Origin of the sequence: Bacteroides sp. AF25-5LB (assembly GCF_003602965.1) — a bacterium.
Classification (GTDB): domain Bacteria; phylum Bacteroidota; class Bacteroidia; order Bacteroidales; family Bacteroidaceae; genus Bacteroides; species Bacteroides uniformis.
The window spans coordinates 150,036-174,457 of record NZ_QTMC01000003.1 but is presented as its reverse complement, the minus strand read 5'-3'; the positions used below and the strand labels follow the sequence as shown (position 1 = coordinate 174,457).

Genomic DNA, 24,422 nt, shown 5'->3' with positions numbered 1-24,422 from the left:
TAGTAAATCGTCAAATAGTAAATAGCCTTATGTTCGTAAAAATCTCAGAGCAACCATCGCTCTACAATGACTTGGAAAAGAAATCAGTCCGTGAAATTCTGGAAGACATCAATACCGAAGACCAGAAAGTGGCGCTTGCCGTACAGAGGGCAATCCCTCAAATAGAAAAGTTGGTAACCCAGATTGTGCCCCGCATGAAACAAGGCGGACGCATCTTCTACATGGGTGCGGGTACCAGTGGACGTCTGGGCGTACTCGACGCTTCGGAAATTCCACCGACTTTCGGTATGCCCCCCACGCTGGTTATCGGCTTGATTGCCGGTGGTGACACTGCATTGAGAAATCCGGTAGAGAATGCCGAAGATGACATTCACCGCGGTTGGGAAGAACTGACGGAACGCAATATTACAGATAAGGATACGGTCATCGGTATTGCTGCATCCGGTACCACCCCCTACGTGATTGGTGCCATGCACGAGGCACGCGAACACGGCATACTGACCGGCTGTATCACCAGCAACCCGGACTCTCCAATGGCAGCAGAGGCAGATGTAGCCATCGAAATGATTGTAGGGCCTGAATATGTGACGGGAAGCTCACGCATGAAATCGGGAACAGGACAGAAAATGATACTGAATATGATTACTACTTCCGTCATGATACAGTTGGGACGCGTGAAAGGCAACAAAATGGTGAATATGCAGCTCAGTAACAAAAAGCTTGTGGACCGTGGTACCCGTATGATTGTAGAGGAACTCGGACTGGACTATGGCAAAGCCAAGGCACTGCTGTTGATGCACGGCTCGGTGAAGAAGGCAGTGGATGCGTACAGAGCCCCTCGTGCCACTAAAGAGGAAGAAGAATAGTTTCAAGAACAATTAACCCGATTAATTATCCCCTTCCCCTTTCAAGAATGTGTCAAAACCCCTTTCATAGGGGGGGCGGGGCAAATCTTTTTATTATGAAAGCAATCTGTTTTTTTCTTTTTTCTCTTTGTCTGCAAGTTGCCACTGCGCAGCCTTTGCAGCGTGTAGCTCCTGAACAGGTGGGAATGGACTCCCGCAAACTGATGTATGCCGATGAAGCGATTGAAACGGCTATCGCCAACAAGGATATTCCCGGCGCCGTACTTGCCGTAGTGCGCAATGGGAAAATGGCATACTTGAAAGCCTATGGTAACAAGCGCATCTACCCCAGTGTAGAGCCAATGACTACCAATACCATCTTTGATATGGCATCATGCAGCAAATCCATGTCGACTGCCGTATGTACAATGATACTGGCAGAACACGGCAAGCTCCGCATGCTGGACCCCGTCAGCCTCTACATACCCAATTTTAAGAATTGGGAGAGTGCAGACGGCAAAGAGAAGAAGGTAATCCGCATTGCCGACCTGATGACACATACTTCCGGACTGCCCCCATACGCACCGGTAGGCGAACTTGAAAAGCAATACGGTTCCCCCAATCCGGATGGTCTTATGGAATACATCGCTACTTGCAAACGTGACTTCAAGCCACAGACAGATTTCCAATACAGTTGCCTCAACTTCATCACCCTGCAGCATATCATCGAGACAATAAGCGGCCAAAGTCTGCGTGATTTTGCCCGTGAAAACATATTTGATGTACTCGGCATGGAGCATACCGACTATCTGCCCTGCCAACGTGACAAGAATGGCAAATGGATAAATACAACAGATGCAAACTGGGCAGGTATCACCGAAGGAAACTGGCACAATGCCATCGCGCCAACCGAAAAACAACCTGACGGGCAAGTCCTCTGCGGACAAGTACACGACCCGCTGGCCCGTATCATGAACGGAGGCATCAGCGGCAACGCCGGAGTATTCTCCTGTGCCGAAGATATTGCCGTGCTCTGCGCAGCCCTGCAGAACGGAGGCGAATGGAACGGCCGCCGTATCCTGAGCCCGCTGGGTGTAAAAAACATGCGTACCGTGCCACGCGCCACAGCCAGTCTGGGACGTACTCTCGGCTGGGACTGCTTTACAGCATACGCCTCTAACAACGGGGACTTGTTCGGCCCGAACACCTATAGCCATACCGGATATACGGGTACTTCCATCGTTATTGACCCAGACAATGACACTTCTGTCATACTGCTTATCAATGCCGTGCATCCGGAAGACGGGCATAGCGTGGTTCGTCTGCGTTCATTGGTTGCCAACGCTGTAGCCGCTTCCATCTGTCCCGTTCCGCACATCTATACAGACCATTACTACAAACGCTTCCTACAGTTTATGGATGAGCCTGCCATTACAAGCAAAGACATCGTCATGCTTGGCAACAGCCTGACTGAAGGCGGTGGTGACTGGTCGGCACGCCTCGGCAAGAAGAACGTACGCAACCGTGGCATTATCGGTGACGAAGTGATGGGTATCTACGACCGTCTGCACCAGATACTCCCCGGACATCCCGCCAAGCTGTTCCTACTTATCGGAGTCAACGATATTTCCCACAATTTGACGTCGGACAGCATTGTAAGTATGATTCGTACAACCGTGGAACGTATTCAGAAAGAATCTCCCGATACGAAACTATACTTGCAAAGCCTGCTTCCTTTCAATGAAAGTTTCGGCCGGTACAAAAGCCTGACTGGGAAAACCGATATAATCCCCGAAGTCAACCTTCGTTTGGAAGCACTTGCCAAAGAAAAAAACATCGCTTATATCAACCTCTTCCCCTTGTTTACAGAGAAGGGAACGAATGTACTGCGCAGCGAACTAACCAACGACGGGTTGCATTTGAATGAGGATGGATACAAGATTTGGGTAAAGGCCATCAAGAAGAAAATATAGACTCCTCTATTATAAATAATAAAAAAGTGGTGAAGAAAAATCTTCACCACTTTTTTATTATTTATACCGGTTATTCTACGATGCGCTCCAGCAACAAATCGAACGTCAATGCGGTATATCCAGGGATTGTTCCATCACTATTACCACTGGATCCATAGGCGCTCTGCCAAGGTATATAAAGCATCCAACGCTCGCCTACCCGCATTAACTGCAAGGCTGCTGTCCATCCGGGAATTACATTTGCAACACCAAAAGTGGTTGGGGAATCAAAAGCTGTCGGTGCTTTCAACGAATTCAATGGAATATTAGTATCCAAAGCACTATACCCATCAAAATTTCCGTCAATTTGATCACCGACAATTAAAGTTCCGTAATAAAAAGCACTGACAGTAGAATGGTATCCCATATATAACGGACGTTCCCCTGTTTCATTCTTCACAAGCTTCTTGCAATATACATACTGGGCACCTTCGGTAGTGCTGGCAGTCGTCTGTATGGCATACAGTTTCCCGAGTTCCATAGCATCAGCCTGCTCTGCTGTGGCAACATAGTTCTCGCCAGTCAGCCTTTTTATCGAGTCAGCAAATGCCTCATTGCGTTCTCTCCAGTTATCATACTTCCCAGCCTCCTCCACTTCTTCACAAGAAATAAAAGCACCCACCAGCAACAGCAGGAAAGGCAAAAACAAAAGGGACTTTTTCATTTACTATTTTACTATTTTACTATTTACTATTTCAGTTTGTTCACGCATCAGTCTATTCCGTAACCGGTTTATTGCAACGTTTTCAGCAGTGATGTAATGCTTACACGGTCTGCAATGATATTGTTCAGTTCGGAGATAGCCACACGTTCTTGCTTCATGGTGTCACGGTTACGCAAGGTCACGCAATTGTCCTCCAATGTCTGGTGGTCCACAGTTACACAGTACGGAGTACCGATGGCATCCTGACGGCGGTAACGCTTGCCGATGGAGTCTTTCTCGTCATACTGGCAATGGAAGTGGAACTTCAAGTTGTCAATGATTTCGCGTGCCTTTTCGGGCAGTCCGTCTTTCTTTACCAACGGCATCACAGCCAGCTTCACCGGAGCCAGAGCAGCGGGAAGTTTCAATACTACGCGCGTTTCACCGTTCTCCAGCTTCTCTTCACAGTAGGAAGCAGACATGATGCTGAGGAACATACGGTCTACGCCTATCGAGGTTTCGATGACATACGGAGTATAGCTTTCGTTGGTTTCAGGGTCGAAATACTTGATGTTCTTACCGGAGAATTTCTCATGCTGGGACAAGTCAAAATTAGTACGGCTGTGAATACCTTCCACTTCCTTAAAACCGAAAGGCATCAGGAACTCGATGTCTGTAGCAGCATTGGCGTAGTGTGCCAGTTTGTCGTGGTCGTGGAAACGGTAATGGTCGTCGCCAAAGCCCAGCGCCTTGTGCCATTTCAGACGAGTAGCCTTCCAGGTCTTGAACCAGTCAAGCTCCGTACCCGGCTTCACGAAGAACTGCATTTCCATCTGCTCGAACTCGCGCATGCGGAAGATGAACTGGCGGGCTACGATTTCGTTACGGAAAGCCTTACCAATCTGGGCGATACCGAAAGGAATCTTCATGCGACCGGTTTTCTGTACATTCAGGTAATTTACGAAGATACCTTGTGCCGTTTCCGGACGAAGGTATATCTTCATGGCACCATCGGCGGTAGAGCCCATTTCTGTTGAGAACATCAGATTGAACTGACGCACCTCTGTCCAGTTCTTTGTGCCACTGATAGGGCAAACGATTTCTTCGTCAAGGATAATCTGACGGAGTTCGTCCAGATTATTATCGTTCAAAGCCTTGGAAAAGCGTTCATGCAAGGCATCACGCTTGGCCTGGTGTTCCAACACACGCCCGTTGGTACTGCGGAACTGAGCCTCATCGAAAGCCTCACCAAAACGCTTGGCAGCTTTGGCCACTTCTTTGTTTATCTTGTCATCGTACTTAGCAAGCTGGTCCTCTATCAACACATCGGCACGATAACGTTTCTTGGAATCGCGGTTGTCAATCAAAGGGTCATTGAAAGCATCTACGTGTCCGCTGGCTTTCCAGATGGTGGGGTGCATAAAGATTGCTGAGTCGATACCGACAATATTTTCGTGCAGCAGTACCATACTCTGCCACCAGTATTGCTTGATGTTATTTTTTAGTTCCACACCCATCTGACCATAGTCATACACAGCTCCCAGTCCATCATAAATCTCGCTGGAAGGGAACACAAAACCATATTCCTTACAGTGTGATACGAGTTTCTTAAAAACGTCTTCTTGTGCCATTTTCTGTTGTATCTAAATTAATTTGAATCTTATTTTCAGCTAAAAAGCGCCACAAAGATAGGGATTTATATCGTAAGTAGGACACAGAGGGTATTAATTTATCTTATTCCACCTTTTGAACGGACGCACCGAAGCATAAAATTACAATTCCCTATTGGTAGGATACGAGCGTTTCTACACTTGAAAATAGATACAAGCAAAATACTTACCCTCATTACTTCCACCTACAAGAAGACATTAAATATTACATTTCACCCTTTCCAACCAGCCGATATGCTTCCCTGACCACTTCCTGCGGATAGCCGCACATCTCGATAATCCGGATGGCATTACGTTCCGTCACCGGTCCCGGCTTCAACTTATAATCAAAAGACAATGTATTGTCGGCAACACACTCACAAAAATGAAACAATTCATATTCGTCCTCAAGTAAGGAAGCCAGTTCGACATCGTGAGTGGAAGCAAACACAATACTGTTCTTGTGCGCCAAAGCAGACAGCACAGCTTTGGCTATAGCTATCCGTTCCACCGTATTCGTCCCCTTGAACAACTCGTCCAGCAGGAAAAACCGCCAACACTCCTTTCCGGCTTCCAGCATCTCTCGAACAATTTGCACCTCCTGCAGAAAGAAACTTTTTCCTTCCATCAGACTATCCTCCAGATGGATAGCAGAATATAATGCAGCATCCATAGGAAAACGGAAACTGTGGGCAAAACAAGTATGGAGCACTTGTGCGGAAAACAGGTTAAGTCCAATGGCACGGATAAAAGTTGTCTTACCGGACATATTGGAACCGGTAACAAGGACAGATTTGCCACAGAGTGTAATGTCATTAGGGATACAACGTTCTATAAGCGGATGATAAAGCCCCTCTGCATGAAATGTTTCACCCTCACCGCAAGCTTCCGGTAAAACATAATAGGGCAGCCCATCCCGGAGCTCGGAAACAGAGCAAAGCACATCCACCAGTCCGAAATAGCGGAAAACCTCTTCAATCTGTTCCTGTTTACCCTGCAATAGAAAGAAAGCCTTGGAAACCGGAATAACTTCCCGCAGAAAAAACACATTCACTATCTCGGTGAAGAAATAAGCGAAAATGGCGATGTCGCTCTCCAGTCTGATACTGAAACGGAAAGTGGAAAGTTTCTTTCGCAACGGATGCAATGCCTGCAAAGTCTTTTGGATATCCCGATGCACGGATGCACACAACGGAATCTGTGCCAACTTCTCCGCTTGCCTGAGCAACTGCCATAACTGAGGAATGGAAAAGAAATAGCCCTGAATCCGAGCCTTGCTGTGATAGTGCAGTACCATGTTCACCAATACCGATGTGCACAAAATCCCCAGAACATAAAGCGAAGACGTAATGTAAACCATTCCCAACAAAACAAAAGGCACGAATTGCAAGATAGTCAGCAAACGGTAAAAGCGGCGGGAATACACGGGATGGGAAATGGAGAACAACGATGCAATGGTATAAGCATCCGGCGTATCCAGCTTCCGCAACTCCGACCGGATTCCTGCACGCAACTCCTTGTCGGCAGAAAGCTTGCGAATCACCTCCTCTTGTTCCGAAATCTCCGAAAGACGGTTGTAATGCAACACGTCGTAAAGGTACTGTCGGCCCACACAAGAAGAAGTACGGTCAGCCCATTCGAAAAAATCATCCAGATTGAGGTCGTCCCAGGTTTTCTGTGACACCAAATGTTCTGTCTCCCTCGCCGACCGGTACTCGTGGTATAGCGATATATCCGAAAATGACTGTTCCATCAAAGAATTATTTGGAATGATGCACAAAAATAATGAAAAGATTGCATTCTATCTAATTTCCTTGCTGCTTTCCCTATATTATGTTTACTTTGCGGATACAAACACTTTTCATTACTTCACCATTAAAATTATAACAAGATGAAACACATTTTTTTCACATTGACACTGTTTTTACTGGCCTTACTGTCAACATCATGCGGAAACAAGAAAGTAGCATATCAGAATCCCCTGCCCATGGCCTTCGGAGACCCATTCCTGCTGAAAGCTTCCGACGGCAAATACTATATGTACGGAACGGGCAGAGTATCGAACGGTTTTAAAGTATACTCCTCCGATGACCTGGTGACATGGACAGACGAGGGTCCCATCTATCAAGGCGGCACCTCCGACTCATGGGCCACCGACTGTTTCTGGGCACCCGAAGTGTATGAACGGAACGGCAAATACTACCTATGGTTCAGCGCCAACTGGAAAGAAAATCCCACTAAAGAGCAAGAGAACTTCCGTATCGGTGTAGCCGTAGCCGATAAGCCTACGGGCCCTTTCAAAGACCTGTTCAACCAACCGGTATTCGACCCCGGCTATCCTATCATCGACGCAAACATACTCTTTGACGATGCTACCGGAAAGACCTACCTCTACTACTCCCGCTGCTGCTACAAACATGCCGTTGAAAGCGAAGTTTCAGCATGGGCTAAAGAAAAGGGCTGGTTTGACGAGATTGAGGAAAGTTGGATTTACGGCGTGGAACTGAAACCAGATTTCTCCGGTATCATCGGAGAACCGGTAGCACTGCTTTGCCCGCCCCAGACAATGGACGACCCTCAAGCGGAATGGGAGAACCGCTCGGTGACTTCACATGAAGTCAACAGACGCTGGACAGAAGGCTCGTATATCGTGAAACACAAAAATCTCTATTATATGCTGTACTCTGCAAACTTTTTCGGAGGAAAAAATTACGCGGTGGGTTATGCTACCTCCCAGACCCCCTTAGGACCATTCACAAAAGCTGCCAACAATCCGGTGCTACAAAAGAACACAGAGCAAGGCGGCATCGTGACCGGAACCGGGCATTGTATGCTCATTGATATTCACAACCGACTTTATTGCGTTTATCATGGACGCACCGAAACCACTGGTGATGAACGAATGGTATTCATTGACCCGGCAGAAATCCAACCGGATAGAAAACTGGTGGTCCACGGACCGAATACCGGCTCACAGCAAATTGAGCATTGAATGTAGCCAAGCAAACACCGGCGCGTTGAGGCATACAGTTAAAAAACTATCGTACCGGTTTCCTATAATAGAATTAAATTAGTATTTTTGCCTGCAACTGAAAAATCAGTAATATCATAGAATAGACAATTCCCGAACAAATATGAGCGAAGATTTTGAAGCACCGAAAGATGATTTGGACAAGGAACTCCCGGCCGGGAGCGAAGAACACTCGGATTACAAACCTGCGGACGCAAAGGATGCCAATATAAAACACCAATTGAGCGGCATGTACCAAAACTGGTTTTTGGACTATGCCTCATATGTTATATTGGAACGTGCCGTACCCCATATCATGGATGGCCTGAAGCCCGTACAGCGACGTATCCTGCACTCCATGCGCCGTATGGAAGACGGACGCTACAACAAGGTGGCGAACATCGTGGGACACACCATGCAGTTCCATCCTCACGGTGATGCTTCTATCGGCGATGCTCTGGTACAACTGGGACAAAAGGACTTGCTCGTGGATTGCCAGGGAAACTGGGGTAACATTCTGACGGGTGACAGCGCCGCTGCCCCCCGTTATATCGAAGCACGTCTCTCCAAGTTCGCACTGGACGTGGTATTCAACCCCAAGACCACCGAATGGAAACTCTCTTATGACGGGCGAAACAAAGAACCGGTTACACTACCGGTAAAATTCCCACTGCTGCTTGCACAAGGTGTGGAAGGTATTGCCGTAGGCCTGTCATCCAAAATATTACCACATAACTTCAATGAGCTGTGCGATGCTTCCATCAGCTATCTGCACAACGAAGAATTCAAGCTGTACCCCGACTTCCAGACGGGAGGCAGTATCGATGTATCCAAATACAACGACGGTGAACGTGGCGGTGCGATACGCGTGCGCTCCAAAATAGAAAAGATAGACAACAAGACACTTGCCATTAAGGAAATTCCTTACGGGAAAACGGTGGCCAGTGTATGCGACTCCATCGTAAAGGCCAGCGAAAAAGGAAAAATCAAGATACGTAAGGTAGAGGACCTGACATCCGGCAGTGTGGAAATATTAGTGCATCTAGCCCCGGGTGTATCATCCGACAAGACCATCGATGCCCTCTATGCCTTCACCGACTGTGAAGTGAGCATCTCTCCCAACTGCTGTGTCATCGACGACCAAAAGCCCCACTTCCTCACCGTGAGTGATGTATTGCGCAAATCAGTCGACAACACATTGGCACTGCTACGCCAGGAACTGGAAATCCGTAAGGGAGAGATACTGGAAAGCCTGCATTTCGCTTCACTCGAAAAGATATTCATTGAAGAACGTATTTACAAGGATAAGGAGTTTGAACAAGCCAAAAACATGGATGCCGCCTGCGAACATATCGATGAGCGCCTGACTCCCTACTACCCGACTTTCATCCGCGAAGTGACCAAGGAAGACATCCTCCGGCTGATGGAGATAAAGATGGCACGTATCCTCAAGTTCAACTCCGACAAGGCAGAGGAACTGATAGCACGCATGAAGAAGGACATAGAGGAGATAGACCGCCATCTGGCAAACATCGTGGAATATACCGTCGACTGGTTCCGTATGCTGAAAGACAAGTACGGCAAAGGCTTCCCCCGCCACACGGAACTGCGTAACTTCGACACCATCGAGGCAACCAAAGTCATCGAAGCCAACGAAAAGCTGTACATCAACCGCGAAGAGGGGTTCATCGGAACTGGATTGAAGAAAGACGAATTCATAGGCAACTGCTCGCCCATAGATGACGTGATTATCTTCTTCCGCGATGGAAAATATATCATTACCCCAGTGGCCGACAAGAAGTTCGTAGGCAAGAATATACTTTATGCCAACATTTTCAAGAAGAACGACAAACGTACCATCTACAATGTCTGCTACCGTGACGGTAAGGAGGGGACAAGCTATATCAAGCGTTTTGCCGTCACTTCCGTGGTGCGTGACCGCGAATACGATGTGACGCAGGGCACCCCCGACTCCCGTATCACCTACTTCACTGCCAACCCCAACGGCGAAGCCGAAATCATCAAGGTAACCCTGAAACCCAATCCCCGCGTACGCCGCATCATCTTCGAGGAGGATTTCAGCAATATCAATATCAAGGGACGGCAGGCCATGGGAAATATACTCACGAAACTCCCCGTACACAAGATAGCCTTGAAACAGCGCGGAGGCTCCACCCTGGGCGGACGGAAAGTCTGGTTCGACCGTGACGTGCTGCGCCTCAACTACGACGGTCGCGGAGAATATCTCGGAGAATTCCAGAGCGAAGACACCATCCTTGTCGTACAGAACAGCGGAGAGTTCTATGCCACCAACTTCGACCTGAACAATCACTATGACGACGGCATACGCGTATTGGAGAAATACGATCCGAACAAAGTATGGACCGCCGTACTCTACGATGCCGACCAGCAGAACTATCCTTACATCAAGCGTTTCTGCTTCGAAGCAACCGCCCGCAAGCAAAACTATTTAGGAGAAAACAAGAACAGCAGCCTCATTCTGCTGACAGACGAGTGCTACCCACGTTTAGAAGTGGTGTTTGGCGGTCACGACAATTTCCGAGAGCCGATGGTGGTGGAAGCCGACGAATTCATCGCCGTGAAAGGCTTCAAAGCAAAAGGTAAGCGCCTAACCACCTATACTATAGAAACCATCAACGAACTGGAGCCTACCCGTCAACCGGAACCCTCGCAGGAAACCGAAGAGCAGGAAACGGATGAAGAACCGGAAATTCTGGACCCCGACCACGGTAAAAGTGAAGGGGACATACTGGACGAGCTGACAGGACAGATGAAGCTGTTTTGATGAAGAATGAGAATGAAGGATTAGGAATTGGCTGACGATTACTAATTTGTAATTGAGAATTTAATATGTACGTATACAAGATAATAATCCTATGCGGACTGCTCTTGGGAAGTGCCGGACTGAAAGCACAAGAAGCACAATGCAGCATCGACCGGGAGCTACGGGCTGACTCCACCAACCGCAACCGTATCATCACTCGTGCCACCATGTATGGTATCGGCTTCACCAACGTGTTCGACACTTATCTTTCACCTCAAGAGTACAAGGGAATCGACTTCCGTATCTCCCGCGAAAGCATGCGGATGACACGGTTAATGGGCGGCAACGTATCTCTGCAAACTTTCTTCCAGGCAGACTTGGGATACACACACAATAAAGTAGACAATAACAATACATTCTCCGGACTGGCCAACTGGAACTACGGCCTGCATTATAATTTTCCAATCACGGGCAATTTCAAACTGCTTGCCGGAGGAGTCGGCGACTTCAACGGTGGCTTTGTCTATAATCTGCGCAACGGAAACAACCCCGCCCAAGCACGTGCCTATATCAACCTTGCCGCATCGGGAATGGCTATTTGGAACTTACGCATCAAGAACCGTCCCATCACACTACGCTATCAGGTGAATCTTCCTTTGGCAGGTATCATGTTCATGCCCAACTATGGACAGTCCTACTACGAGATATTTACGTTGGGACATTGGGACGGAGTAGTGAACTTCACCTCCCTGCACAACCAGCCCTCTCTGAGACAAATGCTGACCGCCGACTTTCCGGTGGGACGTGCCCGGATGCGTTTTGCTTACATATGGGACGCACAACAGTCCAAAGTAAACGAAATAAAGACACATACTTACTCGCACGTATTCATGGTGGGGTTCGTAAAGGAACTCTATCTGTTTCCTAACAAGAGAAAGTAAAAAGTGACAAGGTGATAAATGATAAGACGATAAGGATAATGTGCATGAAAAGAATATATATCTTAATAATTTGGAGTGCCCTACTCATGTTACTGCCCCTATTGAACGGATGTATTCGTGAGGAAGAGGTTAACAATACCCCACAAGGCAACTTCGAAGCCTTGTGGAAAATAATAGACGAACAGTACTGTTTCCTGGACTACAAGCAAATAGATTGGAATGCCATTCATGACAAGTACCAACCGCTCATCACCCCGGGAATGAGCTACGACGGTCTATTTGAAATATTAGGTAACATGCTTGCCGAGTTGAAAGACGGACATGTCAACTTGTACTCTTCTTCCAACATGGCACGCTACTGGGACTGGTATCTGGATTATCCCCGTAACTTCAACGAAAGTATCATTGAAAAGTACCTGGGAAGAGACTACCGCATTGCCGGAGGCGCCAAATATACCATCTTGGAGGACAACATAGGATATATCTATTACGGTGATTTCTCCAGCGGCATCGGAAACGGCAACCTGGATGAGATTCTGTTATACCTTTCCGCTTGCAATGGCCTGATTATCGACGTGCGCAACAACGGTGGCGGCAACTTGACAAACGCCACCCGAATGGTACAACGTTTCACGAATAAAAAAGTACTGACGGGATATATTCAGCACAAAACTGGCAAAGGCCATAGCGATTTTTCAGATCCGACTCCCATTTATGTAGAACCTTCCAACAGTATCCGCTGGCAAAAAAAGGTAATTGTCCTGACAAATCGTCATTCCTATAGTGCAACCAATGATTTTGTCAATTCCATGCGCTGTTTTCCCAATGTCACCTTGGTTGGTGATAAAACCGGCGGAGGGTCGGGCCTGCCATTCTCTTCGGAACTGCCCAACGGATGGGGAGTACGCTTTTCTGCCAGCCCGCACCTCGATGCCCAAAAACAGCATATCGAGTTCGGCATCGACCCAGACAAAAAGGTGGATATGAGCAAAGAAGATGAGAACAATGACCTGGATACCATCATTGAGGAAGCAAGAAAAATGCTGAAAGTGACTTCCTAAAACGACTTTATCTAAAAAACAATTTGCCAAAACGAAAATTCTTTCTATCTTTGCCACCGCTAATTGGAATTATTCCGCGGATGTGGCGTAATTGGCAGCCGCGCCAGACTTAGGATCTGGTGCCGTGAGGCGTGTAGGTTCGAGTCCTATCATCCGCACAATCCCTATAATAATTTTCAAAAGACAAACAACTAAGAGGGGAGGATATTCATTAAGAAGCATCCTCCCTAACTGCTTCAAGTACCTTTTTTATCTCATCAAAACACAATATTTAGAATACTTATTGTATCTTTGCTTCCAAGAAACACTTCGATTAACCTAAAAAATGAAACAAAATACGATAAGACCGATGCTTTTCAAGCGTTGGGTAGTGTGCCTTTTATTGTTTATTCTCTTCATCCAGGCCAGGGCTTCTTCCTTCATGCCCGCCGTCACCAACTATCTTGCCAAAGACTATGAAGCCGGTTATCAGAACTGGGCATGTGCGCAAGGTAGCAACGGCGAAATGTTTTTCGGCAACAGCCAAGGACTCCTGGTATATGACGGTTATCGCTGGACACTACACAAAGTACCGGGAAACCATATTGTACGTTCAGTATACGTCAAGGAAGATCGCATCTATGTGGGGGCATTCGAGGAATTCGGCTATTTCAAGTATTCGGAGGCAGGCACTCTCCGGTACCATTCTTTGAGCAAATTCCTGAAGAATTTCCCCATGGAGAACAACGAGATATGGAACATTGTAGAGCTGGACGGCCGCATCTACTTCCAGTCGTTCAGCGCATGGTTCTCCTACGACGGGAAAATGGTACGCGCTTTCCGCAACAGACAACAACAGCCGCTCTACTTCTACAACCAAAACGGACATATCTACACACAAATGATTGATGAAGGCTTCTATGAATTCGACAGCAAGGAGTTCCATCACCTCTTTCCCCGCAGCAAAGTGAACGATGACAATGTAGTGGCATTACTGCCCGACGGAAACAACAGCTTCCTGATGGTCACGGAGAACAACGGACTGTTCCGCTACACGGGTGACATCACCCCCTGGAAAACAGACATTGATGCAGAGCTGAAGAAACAGCGGGTGAACCGCGCCGTCATGACCAATGACTCCATATTCATGATAGGTACAGTCCTAAACGGCATATACGCCATCGACCGCAAAGGACATTGCCTCTGGCACTTCAATCTGGATAACCGTTTGGACAACAACACAGTCCTGGGACTGTTCTGTGACAAAGACAACAACGTATGGGCAGCATTGGACGACGGCATCGCATACATCCACCACAACTCCCCCGTCATGCTACTGACCCCTGCCAACCATGAAACCAAGCTGGGTATGGTGTACGACATAGCCCACCGGGGTGACTGTTTCTATCTGGCCACCAACCAGGGCTTGTACGAATACCACCAGATTACCGGAAATATGCGTTTGCTTCCCCATAGCGAAGGACAGAACTGGTATGTAAAGGACATTGACGGGCAACTCTTTGCAGGTAACAATGCCCATACCTTATTAATAGGCGAAAAAGGGAACGTTTCCGTCATAAGCAATACCAACAGCAGTACGTGTCTGATTAAGTGCACCCTCTATGGCGAAGAGATACTGTTGGAATCATCCTACGCCAATTTGCGTATCTATAAAAAGAAGAACGGTCAATGGACCTTTTCGCATGTCGTAGACGGCTTCATTGCACCGGTCATGCACTTGGAGGTTGACCAAAGCGGTGTCATCTGGGCTTCACACATGTATCAGGGAGTCTATAAAATAGTCTTGAGCGATGACTTGTCGGCTGTAAAAAGCGTACGGCACATCTCCCATTTAGGCTCGGAATATATCATCGGCCCTATCCAAGTAATGAAAATGCGGGGACGTATCGTCTTTTCCAGTCCCAATGGCTTCTATACCTATGACGACATCACCCGGCAGATTATCCCCTTCCAAAAGCTGAATACCATTCTGCCTTACATCAGGAATGCCCATTCTGTGGTATCCGTCACGAACGACCGCTTCTGGCTGTCCGGTTCACATGAGTACGCACTGGTAGAGTACGCGGAAGGAGAGTACATCGTGAAACAACGCATTCTCATCGAACTGTTTGATTCTCCATGTATAGAGAACTACAACAATGTGTTCGTTGACAATGACGTTGTCTATTTTAATCTAAATAACGGAATCGCCAGTTACAGCAAAAACACAGACAGCCTCAGTCCAACGTTGGAGTCCGCCCTATCACTGAGCTCTGTCATTTGCTCTTCTTCAGATAAAAAGGAGAAACGCCTGCCTCTGCAGGGAAATGTCGAACTGGAAAGCAATTACCGGGATTTGCTGTTCTCGGTAAGCCTGCCGCATTACAATAAATTGTCCGTACATTTCCATTATGTCCTGCAAGGAGGACAAGGCATGGCTCTGACATCAGACCTAAAAGAGCCCGAAATCCGCTACGGTAGCCTGGATTACGGAGAATACACATTCCAAGCAGAAGCCTATAATGATTTGGGACAGAAAATCGGTGAAGTGGAATATCATTTCGCCATAGCCCGTCCTTTCTACCTCACCTATTATGCTTTTGCACTCTATCTTATAGTTCTCATTGCACTTCTCTACTTCTTCTCCAAGTGGCGCGCCAACCGTGCCATGGAAAAGAAACGGAAAGAGTACGAAGCTGAGCAGATGCAGCAGAACATCAAGATGCGTGAGCAGGAACATCTGATAACTCTACAGCAGCAACAATTGCTGGAAGCCGAGCTGTCAGCAAAGAGTAAAGACCTTGCCAGCATGGCGCTGGGTGTATTTGCCAAGAACGAAGTCTTGGAGAAACTTCGTGCTGCCGTGCAAGAATTCCTGGTAAAAGGGCAATATGGACGCAAGAACCTCGAATCTCTGCTGAAGCTCATCAACGAAAACATCGAGACACAAGAGTTCTGGGACGTATTCCAGAACAATTTCGACCTAATTCATGAGAAATTCTTCCGCAACCTGCGCGAACGTTATCCCAGCCTTACCGCCACCGATCTGCGTTTTTGCGCACTGCTGCGCCTAAACCTTTCTACGAAAGACATTGCGCAAATGACCAACCTTACCATCCGGGGAGTGGAGGCAGCACGCTACCGTCTGCGCAAGAAGCTGGATATCCCCGACGGAACAGGATTAGTAGATTTTCTCATTGACTTGAAATAATACGGCTACAAACCATTCTATCATAATAAACTGATTATTAGAAATAAGCTACACTAAAACGTAGTAAAACAGTACCCCTTTTTACTCTAAGCGTATTATCGTGGTAGTGATTTTTTTTGCCTTACTTGCCGTTATTACTTTCTTTGCCGGCAGAATTATTAACTCTTAAATTTAGTTATGAGAAGGCAAACATTATTTCTTCTATTCATGATTTTGTTCTCGTTGCCACTGACAGTTTTGGCACAAGGAACAAAGACAGTTAAAGGAACTGTTGTTGACCAGAACAATGAACCGATCATCGGAGCCACGGTTGTAGTAAAAGGCTCTACTATTGGAGCAGCTACCGACCTCGACGGTAACTATGTACTTAACGGTGTCCCTGAAGAGGCAACACTTGTGTTTAACTATCTAGGCATGTTGCCGCAGGAAATAAGTGCTGCGGGACAATCCGTTGTCAATGTAAGGCTGCGGGAAGATACGCAACTGCTGGATGAAGTCGTTGTCATCGGTTACGGTTCAGCCAAAGCGAAAGACTTGACAGCTCCGATTGATGTCGTTAAAGAAAAAGAATTAGTTAATGTTCCGACCTCCTCTCCAATGGCAGCATTGCAGGGAAAGGTACCAGGCGTTAACATCATCAATTCGGGAACACCGGGCGACGGCCCCAAAGTTACTATCCGCGGTATGGGTTCTTTTGGCGATACCTCTCCTCTCTATGTAGTAGATGGAATGTTCTACGATGACATCAACTTCCTGAACAACTCTGACATTCAGGACATGACCATTCTGAAAGATGCATCTGCATCAGCCATCTACGGTGTTCGTGCCGCCAACGGCGTTGTAATCATTACTACCAAACGTGGTGCACGCAATCAGGATGCCAAAGTAACCTACAATGGCTACGTAGGTATCCAGAAAGCAACCAACCTGCTGGAAATGTGTAACTCCCACGAATATGCCACCATGTTGATGGAAGCGGACGCTGCTTCTTACGGGCACATCTTCGAAAAGTCTATCGAGACCTTCGGAGGTGACCTCAATGCCCTGAAGTTCAATGCAGACACCAATTGGTATGACGAGCTATTACGTACAGCCATGATGACCAACCACAGCCTCAATGTATCCGGCGGTACGGAAAAGGCCACTTATTCTGCCGGTATGAGCTACTTGTCACAAGACGGTATCATGGATGTTGACAACTACTACCGCCGTCTCAACTTCCGCGCTGCATTGGATTTCGATGCACGCAGCTGGTTGAAGCTCGGATTCAACGGTGTATTCAGCAGCTCACAGCAGCAACTGCCCAAGAATGCAGCTTGGCAACAGGCATTCAACACTCCGTCCATCATCCCCGTGTTCGACAATACCCGCGATGACACCATCTTCCCCGACAAGTATGCGTCACCCGAACAGGTGGGTCTGGGTTCCAACTTCAAGAACCCCGTTGCCACAGCCAACTATTACGACAACCGTAATGATGTCTATCAGGTGTTGAGCAACTTCTACGCACAGCTCAACCTCCTCCCCAACAAGCTGAATGTACGTACGAGCTACAGCTACGACTATCGTGCTATCCGTGGTACAGACTTCACACCGACCTATTACATCGGCACTCACCAGCAACAGGCCACTACCAGCCTGACCAAAAAGAATACCGACTATAACAAATGGGTATGGGACAACGTGGCCACTTATACCGACAAGTGGGGGCAGCACTCCTTCACCGGCATGCTGGGTGTATCCATGCGTCAGGAACAGATGAAGTCACTGGAAGGTACAGCTACCAATGTTCCCGAAGGTGAGGATGTCTGGAAATATATCTCCTTGGGTAACAAGGAAGGCGCTACCGTAAAAGATGACGGCTGGAAATACCGCGGTCTCTCCTACTTCACACGTTTGAACTATAACTACGCTGACAAGTACATGTTAATGTTCACTTTCCGTGCCGACGGCTCTTCCAAATACAACGACAAATGGGGTTACTTCCCCTCTGTCGGTGCCGCATGGGTCATCTCTCAAGAACCGTTCATGAAGAATCAAAATATATTCGACTACATGAAACTCCGCGCAAGCTGGGGTAAGCTGGGTAACGACAAGATTGCCGCAAGTGCAGGCTTCGCAAGTATCCAGAACACACAAGCCGTATTGGGAACTGCTCTTGACGGTTTCATCAACTCCACCAACTTCAGCTGGCTGGGTTGGGAAGTCGTAAACGAAACCAACGTAGGTGTCAACTTCTCTACCTTAAACAGCCGTTTGAGTGCCGACATCGACTGGTATTACCGTCTGACTGACAATGCGGTTATCTCTCCGAAACTACCCATGCAAAATGAAACCCTCGCAGGCAACAACGGACAGATTCTGAATAGCGGTATCGACTTCTCACTGAACTGGAACGACAAAATCGGTAAGGATTTCACCTACAACGTAGGCGTCAACCTCTCTTATCTGCACAATGAGGTAAAGAGCCTGAAAGACAACATGACCATCATCAAGGGTGGCAAGACCGTAAACATGGTAGGAGAGAAAATGAACTCTTATTATGGTTTCAAAGTTATCGGTATCTACCAGACTCCGGAAGAATGTGCCGCCGACCCGATTGCTGTAGCCAATGGCCTCGAACCAGGTGATTTCAAATACCAGGATGTAAATGGAGACCACGTCATCGACGGAAGCGACAAGCAGGTACTAGGTTCTTATATCCCCGATTTCACTTACGGATTCAACCTCGGATTCGCTTATAAGAATTTCGACTTTAACCTGACTACTTACGGACAAGCCGGTGGAGAATTGTGGAACAGAAAACGTGCTTTGCGCTATGCACAATCCGACTACAACTTCGACAAAGCCCAGTACGAAAACCGCTGGACCGGACCGGGTTCCACCAATGAACATCCGTCTGCCAAAGCATTGCTCAAGACTTGGAATACCTCGGACAGCAACAATGCCTCTTATTTTGTAGAAAGCTCCAACTACTTCCGTATCCAAAACATCACGTTGGGCTACTCATTCAAGAATGTTAAGGTTGGCAGCTATGTAATGCCGGGCATCCGCCTCTCTCTGACAGCTGACCGTCCGTTCACAACATTCAAGGCAAACAGCTTCACACCTGAATTGTCGGATGCCGAAGGTTGGGATACAGAAGTATACCCTTTGACTTCGACTTATACTTTCGGAGTGCAGATTGATTTCTAAACTATCCAAAACACTAAAAACATATAACAATGAAATTCATAAAGAAAACATTAGCATATATCCTCCCGGCAATGATGCTGCTGGGTAGTACGACTGCTTGTTCCGATTTCATCAACATCGATCCGGAAAACAAGGTACCGGAACAAAGCGTGGACTTCACCAATACGGGCAACATGTATCAACCCGTTGTCGGCGTGTATTCCAAAGTGCGCACATCAGCCATGCACTGGGCCAATGCACTGATCATGTTCACTCGTGACGGTGACGTATGGTCAGGGCGTACAGATGACCAGGGAGCAGCCGTAGATTTCGGCCGCCACTTCAATTATACGAACTCTTTCTGGGCGCTCAATAATGTTTGGGTCACTTTCTACGAAATTATCCGTACAGCCAACTCAGCCCTGGAGTCCCTTAACGGTTATGCCCAATACCTAACCCCCGGAAGCAACGACTACACTTCGTATGAGACCTATTGCGGAGAAGTACGCACCATTCGTGCATGGGCTTACTATCAGTTGGTTACCAACTTCGGACCTATTGTAATCTACAGAGACAACTACCAGACTGATTTCCGTCGTTCCAATGTAAATTCAGTATATGACTATATGCTGGAGGAGGATTTGAATTACGCAATGGAGAAACTACCCCGTATGCGTCCCAACCAGATGGAGCATAAAGGCGCAGTGACAGCCTTTACCGCCGAAATGCTGGCTGCCAAGATTTACCTCTTGAAGGGAGACTATGCACAAGTTGAAACCTTGACGGACGACATCATCAATAACGGCAACTTCTCTCTATATCCCGACTTCTATAATCTGTTCAAGATTCCAGGAAAGTTGTGTGACGAGTCCTTATTCGAGTGCCAAGTGACCGACTATGGCAACGGCTCAGGAGACTATCTGGGCGTTGACAATTGGTTCCCGTTCCAAGGAACTACCATAACAAGCCCCAACAGTGCCGAACCGAGCTTAGGCGGATGGAACTTCATCGGCTATGAACCAGAGTTCGTGGCATGGGCCGATGCACGCGGCGAAACCGTACGTGCCGAAACCTCCTTCCTGAGAGCCGGACAGAAAACCCGTGAAGGCTGGACAGTCGGTGCAACATCCGGCACCATGACTGACTGCTGGAATGGAAAGGCGTATCTTCCCTACAATCAGATGACCTTACCGCGTACTGACTACGGTGCCAACAACAACGTGCGCATCTTCCGTTATGCAGAAGTGTTACTGATGAACTCCGAAGCCAAGATTCGCCAAGGAAAAGACGGTGACAACGGCTATAATCTGGTTCGTGCACGCGCTGAAATGCCTACCAAAAGCGGTGTCACATTGGATGACGTATTGGATGAACGCCGTATGGAACTTTGCAATGAATGGTGCAACCGTTATGTCGACCTGGTTCGTACCGGAAAGGCAGCTGCAGAACTCGGACCGAAAGGTTGGACTGAAGCCAAGACGTACTGGCCTCTTCCATCCAATCAGCTTGATGATCTTCCCGACCTGAAGCTCGACCCGATTGACTAATTCAAAGCAATCTTTATTCCAAATCCATACCATGATAAGAAAAATCTTAATCAGCTGTGGAATAGCCTTTGCCGCTCTGACGGCAAAGGCAACCACGGATGATTCCATTAAAGTTGTGAAAGGGCAGGTTAGCGACTACTACATTACTGTGACCCAAGACCGTATTGTAAAAGGATACGTATTGGACAGTAACCGACAACCGCTTGAAGGTGCTACAGTCATGTTCTTTGCAAGTCCCATGCACAATACCACTGCCCACGACGGCAGCTTTGCCATCAAAGGAGCGAAGAATGACGTACATCTGTATGTCTACTATCCCGGAAAAAAGATAGTGAACAGAATCCTGGCACTGGATGAAACCGATATTGAGGTGATAATGGAAAATGAGGTACACCAGGCTACCACAATCCGCCGTCCGGCTCAAGCGACCCGATGGTATGACCCGCATGCGCCTCTGTCGCGAACCTTCTGCAATCCGATGAACATCAGTTACAATTTCGAGCCTTTCAACAACAATGTGCGCCCCAATGGTTCGTTCCGTTCCTCCGCCGATCCAATGGCGGTAGAATACAAGGGAGAATACTTTCTGTTCTCCACCAACCAGGGCGGTTTTCACTATTCCAAGAATCTGGTGGATTGGGATTTCGTTCCTGCCAGCTTCCAGCGCAAGCCTACAGATGACGACCAGTGCGCGCCGGCAGCCTATGTAAGCGGTGATACACTGTTCTATACCGGCTCCACTTACGAAGGTCTAGCCGTGTGGTACAGCACACACCCCAAAACGGGACGTTTCAAACGTGCCATCGAAAAGAATGTGCTTCCCACATGGGACCCCTGCATGTTCCTGGACGATGACGGCAGACTATATATGTATTATGGCTCCAGCAATGAATACCCGCTAAAGGCAGTGGAACTGGACCGGAATGATTTCTACCCCATCAGTAAGATTCACGACGTCATGATGCTCCGTCCTGAAGAACACGGCTGGGAACGCTTCGGCATGAACAATGACGACGAAATCACGCTTCGTCCATTTACAGAGGGTGCTTACATGACTAAGCACAATGGCAAATATTATTTCCAATATGGCGCTCCGGGTACGGAATTCAAGGTATATGCCGACGGCGTATATGTTTCGGATTCCCCACTGGGCCCGTTTGTCTATCAAAAGCATAACCCGATGTGCTACAAGCCGGGAGGATATGTGCAAGGTGCCGGTCACGGAGGCACGTTCCGCGACGTGAAAGGCAATTACTGGCATGTCGCCACCTGCATGCTCTCCCTGAAATATAAGTTCGAACGCCGCATCGGTCTTTATCCTGTGGCTTTCGACAAGGATGGTACCATGTATTCATCCACTGCCTTCGGTGACTACCCCAACTGGGCGGAACCGATGGACATAAAGAATCCGGAAGACCGCTTTACGGGATGGATGCTTTTGTCCTACGGCAAGCCAGTAGAGGTTTCTTCCACAGACAGCATCCACGTAGCTTCCAACCTGACAGACGAAAGTATGCGTACCTACTGGGCAGCACGCTCCGGTAATCCCGGCGAATGGGCTAGGATAGACCTGGGCAGTACAAAGAATATACGTGCCGTGCAATTAAACTTCTACGACCATAAAGCGGTCCAATACAACCGTGCCATGGATATCTATCACCAATACCGTATTTTTGCTTCCGAGGATGGAAAAGAATGGACATTAGTCATAGACAAGAGTGACAGTGACAAGGATTGTCCGCATGACTACATCGAACTCAACGAGCCGTTGCATGCCCGTTATCTGAAATACGAGAATGTACACATGCCTACGGGAAATGTCGCCTTGTCCGGTTTCCGCGTCTTCGGAAACGGTGACGGTGATGTCCCACAAACCATAAAAGGACTGACCGTGAAACGTGACAAGAAAGACCGCCGGAATGCCCTTATCTCCTGGCAACCCGAAGCAAGCGCTTATGGCTACAACATCTACTACGGCACTGCCGAAGGCAAGATGTACAATGCCATCACGGTACTGGGACAGACGGAATATGACTTCCGCGGACTGGATGCAGACACGGACTATTACTTCACTGTCGAAGCGCTGAACGAAAACGGACGCTCGCCATTGTGCAAGACGACAAAAAATTAAACACAAAAAATAAAGATATGAAAAAACCAATAATGATACATGTGCTGGCTTTGTTCCTAATTTCCACACTGGCAAGCTGCGCGTCCTGCTCTTCCGACCTGAAGGAAAGCGGGAAAGAGAACGGAAAAGAAGAAAAGCCCGACATAGAGGAAGTACGTCCCGAATCATTCGCTTCGGATGACGAAATGCTGGATTACATCCAAAAGGTACATTTGAACTACATGTGGGACGGTGCGGAACCGGTTTCCGGACTGGCACCCGAACGCATTCACCTAGACGGAGAATATCCCGAGAAAGACCAGAGCGTCGTCACCATCGGTGGCAGCGGATTCGGTGTTGCCGGTCTGCTGGTAGGTATAGAGCGTGGCTTTATCCCCAGAGCCGAAGGCGTGAAGCGCCTGACCCAAATTGCCGATTATCTGAAACGCGCCGACCGCTTCCACGGCGTATGGCCCCACTGGCTGTACGGTCCGACCGGAGAGGTGAAGCCTTTCGGACAAAAGGACAATGGCGGCGACCTGGTGGAAAGCTGCTTCCTGATGCAAAGCTTGCTTTGCGTGCGCCAATACTTCCGCGACGGTAACGAGCAGGAAAAGAAACTGGCAAAAAAGATTGACCAATTGTGGAAAGAGATGGAGTTCAGCTGGTATCAGAATGGCAAGGATGTCATCTACTGGCACTGGTCTCCCGAATACAATTGGGAAATGAACTTTCCGCTGGAAGGCTACAACGAGGCATTGATTGTGTATGTGCTCGCAGCCTCCTCCCCTACTTATCCCGTTCCAGCTTCGGCCTACCACAACGGTTGGGCACGCGGCGGCGGTATCAAGTCCGACTCTGCCCCCTACGGCCTGCCTTTGGAATTGAAACACAACGGAGCCGAGAAACTGGGCGGCCCCTTATTCTGGGCACAATACTCGTACATCGGTCTGGACCCGCGTAATCTCAGTGACCGCTATGCCAACTACTGGAACGTGGTGCGCAACCATGCCCTCTCCAACTACCGCTACTGCGTGGAGAACCCGAAGAACTTCAAAGGCTACGGCAAGGACTGCTGGGGACTTACAGCCAGCTACTCTACCCAAGGCTATGCAGCCCATTGCCCGGGTGACAATGATCATGGCGTCATCACACCGACGGCAGCCTTGTCCAGCTTCCCCTATACACCGGAGGAATCCATGCGTGCGCTGAAGTATTTCTATTCCAAAGGAGACTGGATTTGGGGCAAGTACGGTTTCTACGATGCCTTCTCCGAAGCAAGCAACTGGACAGTGCCCCGCTATCTGGCCATCGACCAGTGCACCATTGCCCCGATGATCGAGAACTATCGCACCGGATTGTTGTGGAAACTCTTCATGAGCTGTCCCGAAATCCAGGAAGGTCTGCAGAAGCTAGGCTTCCAACAAATCGCATCTAAATAATTTTCTATATAGC

Annotated in this window: 14 protein-coding genes and 1 tRNA gene; 12 read left to right on the top strand and 3 right to left on the bottom strand. The window is 48.0% G+C overall.

The annotated features are described in order from the left end of the window. The first annotated feature begins 29 nt into the window (after positions 1-29). Together murQ and DWY57_RS04840 are read left to right on the top strand one after the other, a co-directional pair. Positions 30-866, top strand: coding sequence for an N-acetylmuramic acid 6-phosphate etherase (gene murQ / locus DWY57_RS04845; protein WP_117600240.1), 837 nt, complete (start codon positions 30-32; stop codon positions 864-866). Between the two features lie 95 nt (positions 867-961). Further along, the gene (locus DWY57_RS04840) at positions 962-2,818 is read left to right on the top strand and encodes a serine hydrolase (protein WP_119961414.1); all 1,857 of its coding nucleotides are present in this window, start codon (positions 962-964) and stop codon (positions 2,816-2,818) included. A gap of 70 nt (positions 2,819-2,888) precedes the next feature. Here DWY57_RS04840 and DWY57_RS04835 read toward each other — a convergent pair whose 3' ends face one another. From DWY57_RS04835 to DWY57_RS04825, 3 genes are all read right to left on the bottom strand, one after another. Continuing rightward, a complete protein-coding gene (locus tag DWY57_RS04835) occupies positions 2,889-3,521 on the bottom strand; it encodes an FKBP-type peptidyl-prolyl cis-trans isomerase (protein WP_117600238.1) in 633 nt (210 codons plus the stop codon). Positions 3,522-3,589: 68 nt separating this feature from the next. Further along, entirely contained in the window at positions 3,590-5,131 is a 1,542-nt protein-coding gene (locus DWY57_RS04830) for a glycine--tRNA ligase (protein WP_117600237.1), read from the bottom strand. Between the two features lie 244 nt (positions 5,132-5,375). Further along, the gene (locus DWY57_RS04825) at positions 5,376-6,902 is read right to left on the bottom strand and encodes a hypothetical protein (RefSeq protein WP_117600236.1); all 1,527 of its coding nucleotides are present in this window, start codon (positions 6,900-6,902) and stop codon (positions 5,376-5,378) included. Positions 6,903-7,040: 138 nt separating this feature from the next. Here DWY57_RS04825 and DWY57_RS04820 point away from each other — a divergent pair, with 138 nt between their 5' ends. The 10 genes from DWY57_RS04820 to DWY57_RS04775 all read left to right on the top strand — a co-directional run bounded on the left by DWY57_RS04820 (position 7,041) and on the right by DWY57_RS04775 (position 24,409). After that, a complete protein-coding gene (locus DWY57_RS04820) occupies positions 7,041-8,141 on the top strand; it encodes a glycoside hydrolase family 43 protein (protein ID WP_119961413.1) in 1,101 nt (366 codons plus the stop codon). 142 nt (positions 8,142-8,283) lie between these two features. Further along, on the top strand, positions 8,284-10,965 hold the full coding sequence (locus DWY57_RS04815) for a DNA gyrase/topoisomerase IV subunit A (protein ID WP_117600234.1): 2,682 nt from the start codon (positions 8,284-8,286) through the stop codon (positions 10,963-10,965). 65 nt (positions 10,966-11,030) lie between these two features. Continuing rightward, positions 11,031-11,885, top strand: coding sequence for a DUF3316 domain-containing protein (locus DWY57_RS04810; RefSeq protein ID WP_117600233.1), 855 nt, complete (start codon positions 11,031-11,033; stop codon positions 11,883-11,885). 44 nt (positions 11,886-11,929) lie between these two features. Beyond that, positions 11,930-12,946, top strand: coding sequence for a S41 family peptidase (locus tag DWY57_RS04805; RefSeq protein ID WP_117600232.1), 1,017 nt, complete (start codon positions 11,930-11,932; stop codon positions 12,944-12,946). Positions 12,947-13,022: 76 nt separating this feature from the next. Further along, positions 13,023-13,104 (top strand) — tRNA-Leu (locus DWY57_RS04800). Between the two features lie 167 nt (positions 13,105-13,271). Further along, complete coding sequence (locus DWY57_RS04795; RefSeq protein WP_119961412.1) at positions 13,272-16,136, top strand: hypothetical protein; 2,865 nt, start codon at positions 13,272-13,274, stop codon at positions 16,134-16,136. A 177-nt stretch (positions 16,137-16,313) separates the two neighbouring features. Beyond that, entirely contained in the window at positions 16,314-19,331 is a 3,018-nt protein-coding gene (locus DWY57_RS04790) for a TonB-dependent receptor (protein WP_117600230.1), read from the top strand. 29 nt (positions 19,332-19,360) lie between these two features. Further along, the gene (locus tag DWY57_RS04785) at positions 19,361-20,857 is read left to right on the top strand and encodes a RagB/SusD family nutrient uptake outer membrane protein (protein WP_117600229.1); all 1,497 of its coding nucleotides are present in this window, start codon (positions 19,361-19,363) and stop codon (positions 20,855-20,857) included. Positions 20,858-20,888: 31 nt separating this feature from the next. Continuing rightward, positions 20,889-22,988 (top strand): family 43 glycosylhydrolase, encoded by a 2,100-nt coding sequence (locus DWY57_RS04780; protein ID WP_119961411.1) that lies wholly within the window; start codon positions 20,889-20,891, stop codon positions 22,986-22,988. 17 nt (positions 22,989-23,005) lie between these two features. Continuing rightward, positions 23,006-24,409, top strand: a complete 1,404-nt coding sequence (locus DWY57_RS04775; protein ID WP_165853589.1) for a glucoamylase family protein — start codon at positions 23,006-23,008, stop codon at positions 24,407-24,409. The last annotated feature ends 13 nt before the right edge of the window (positions 24,410-24,422 follow it).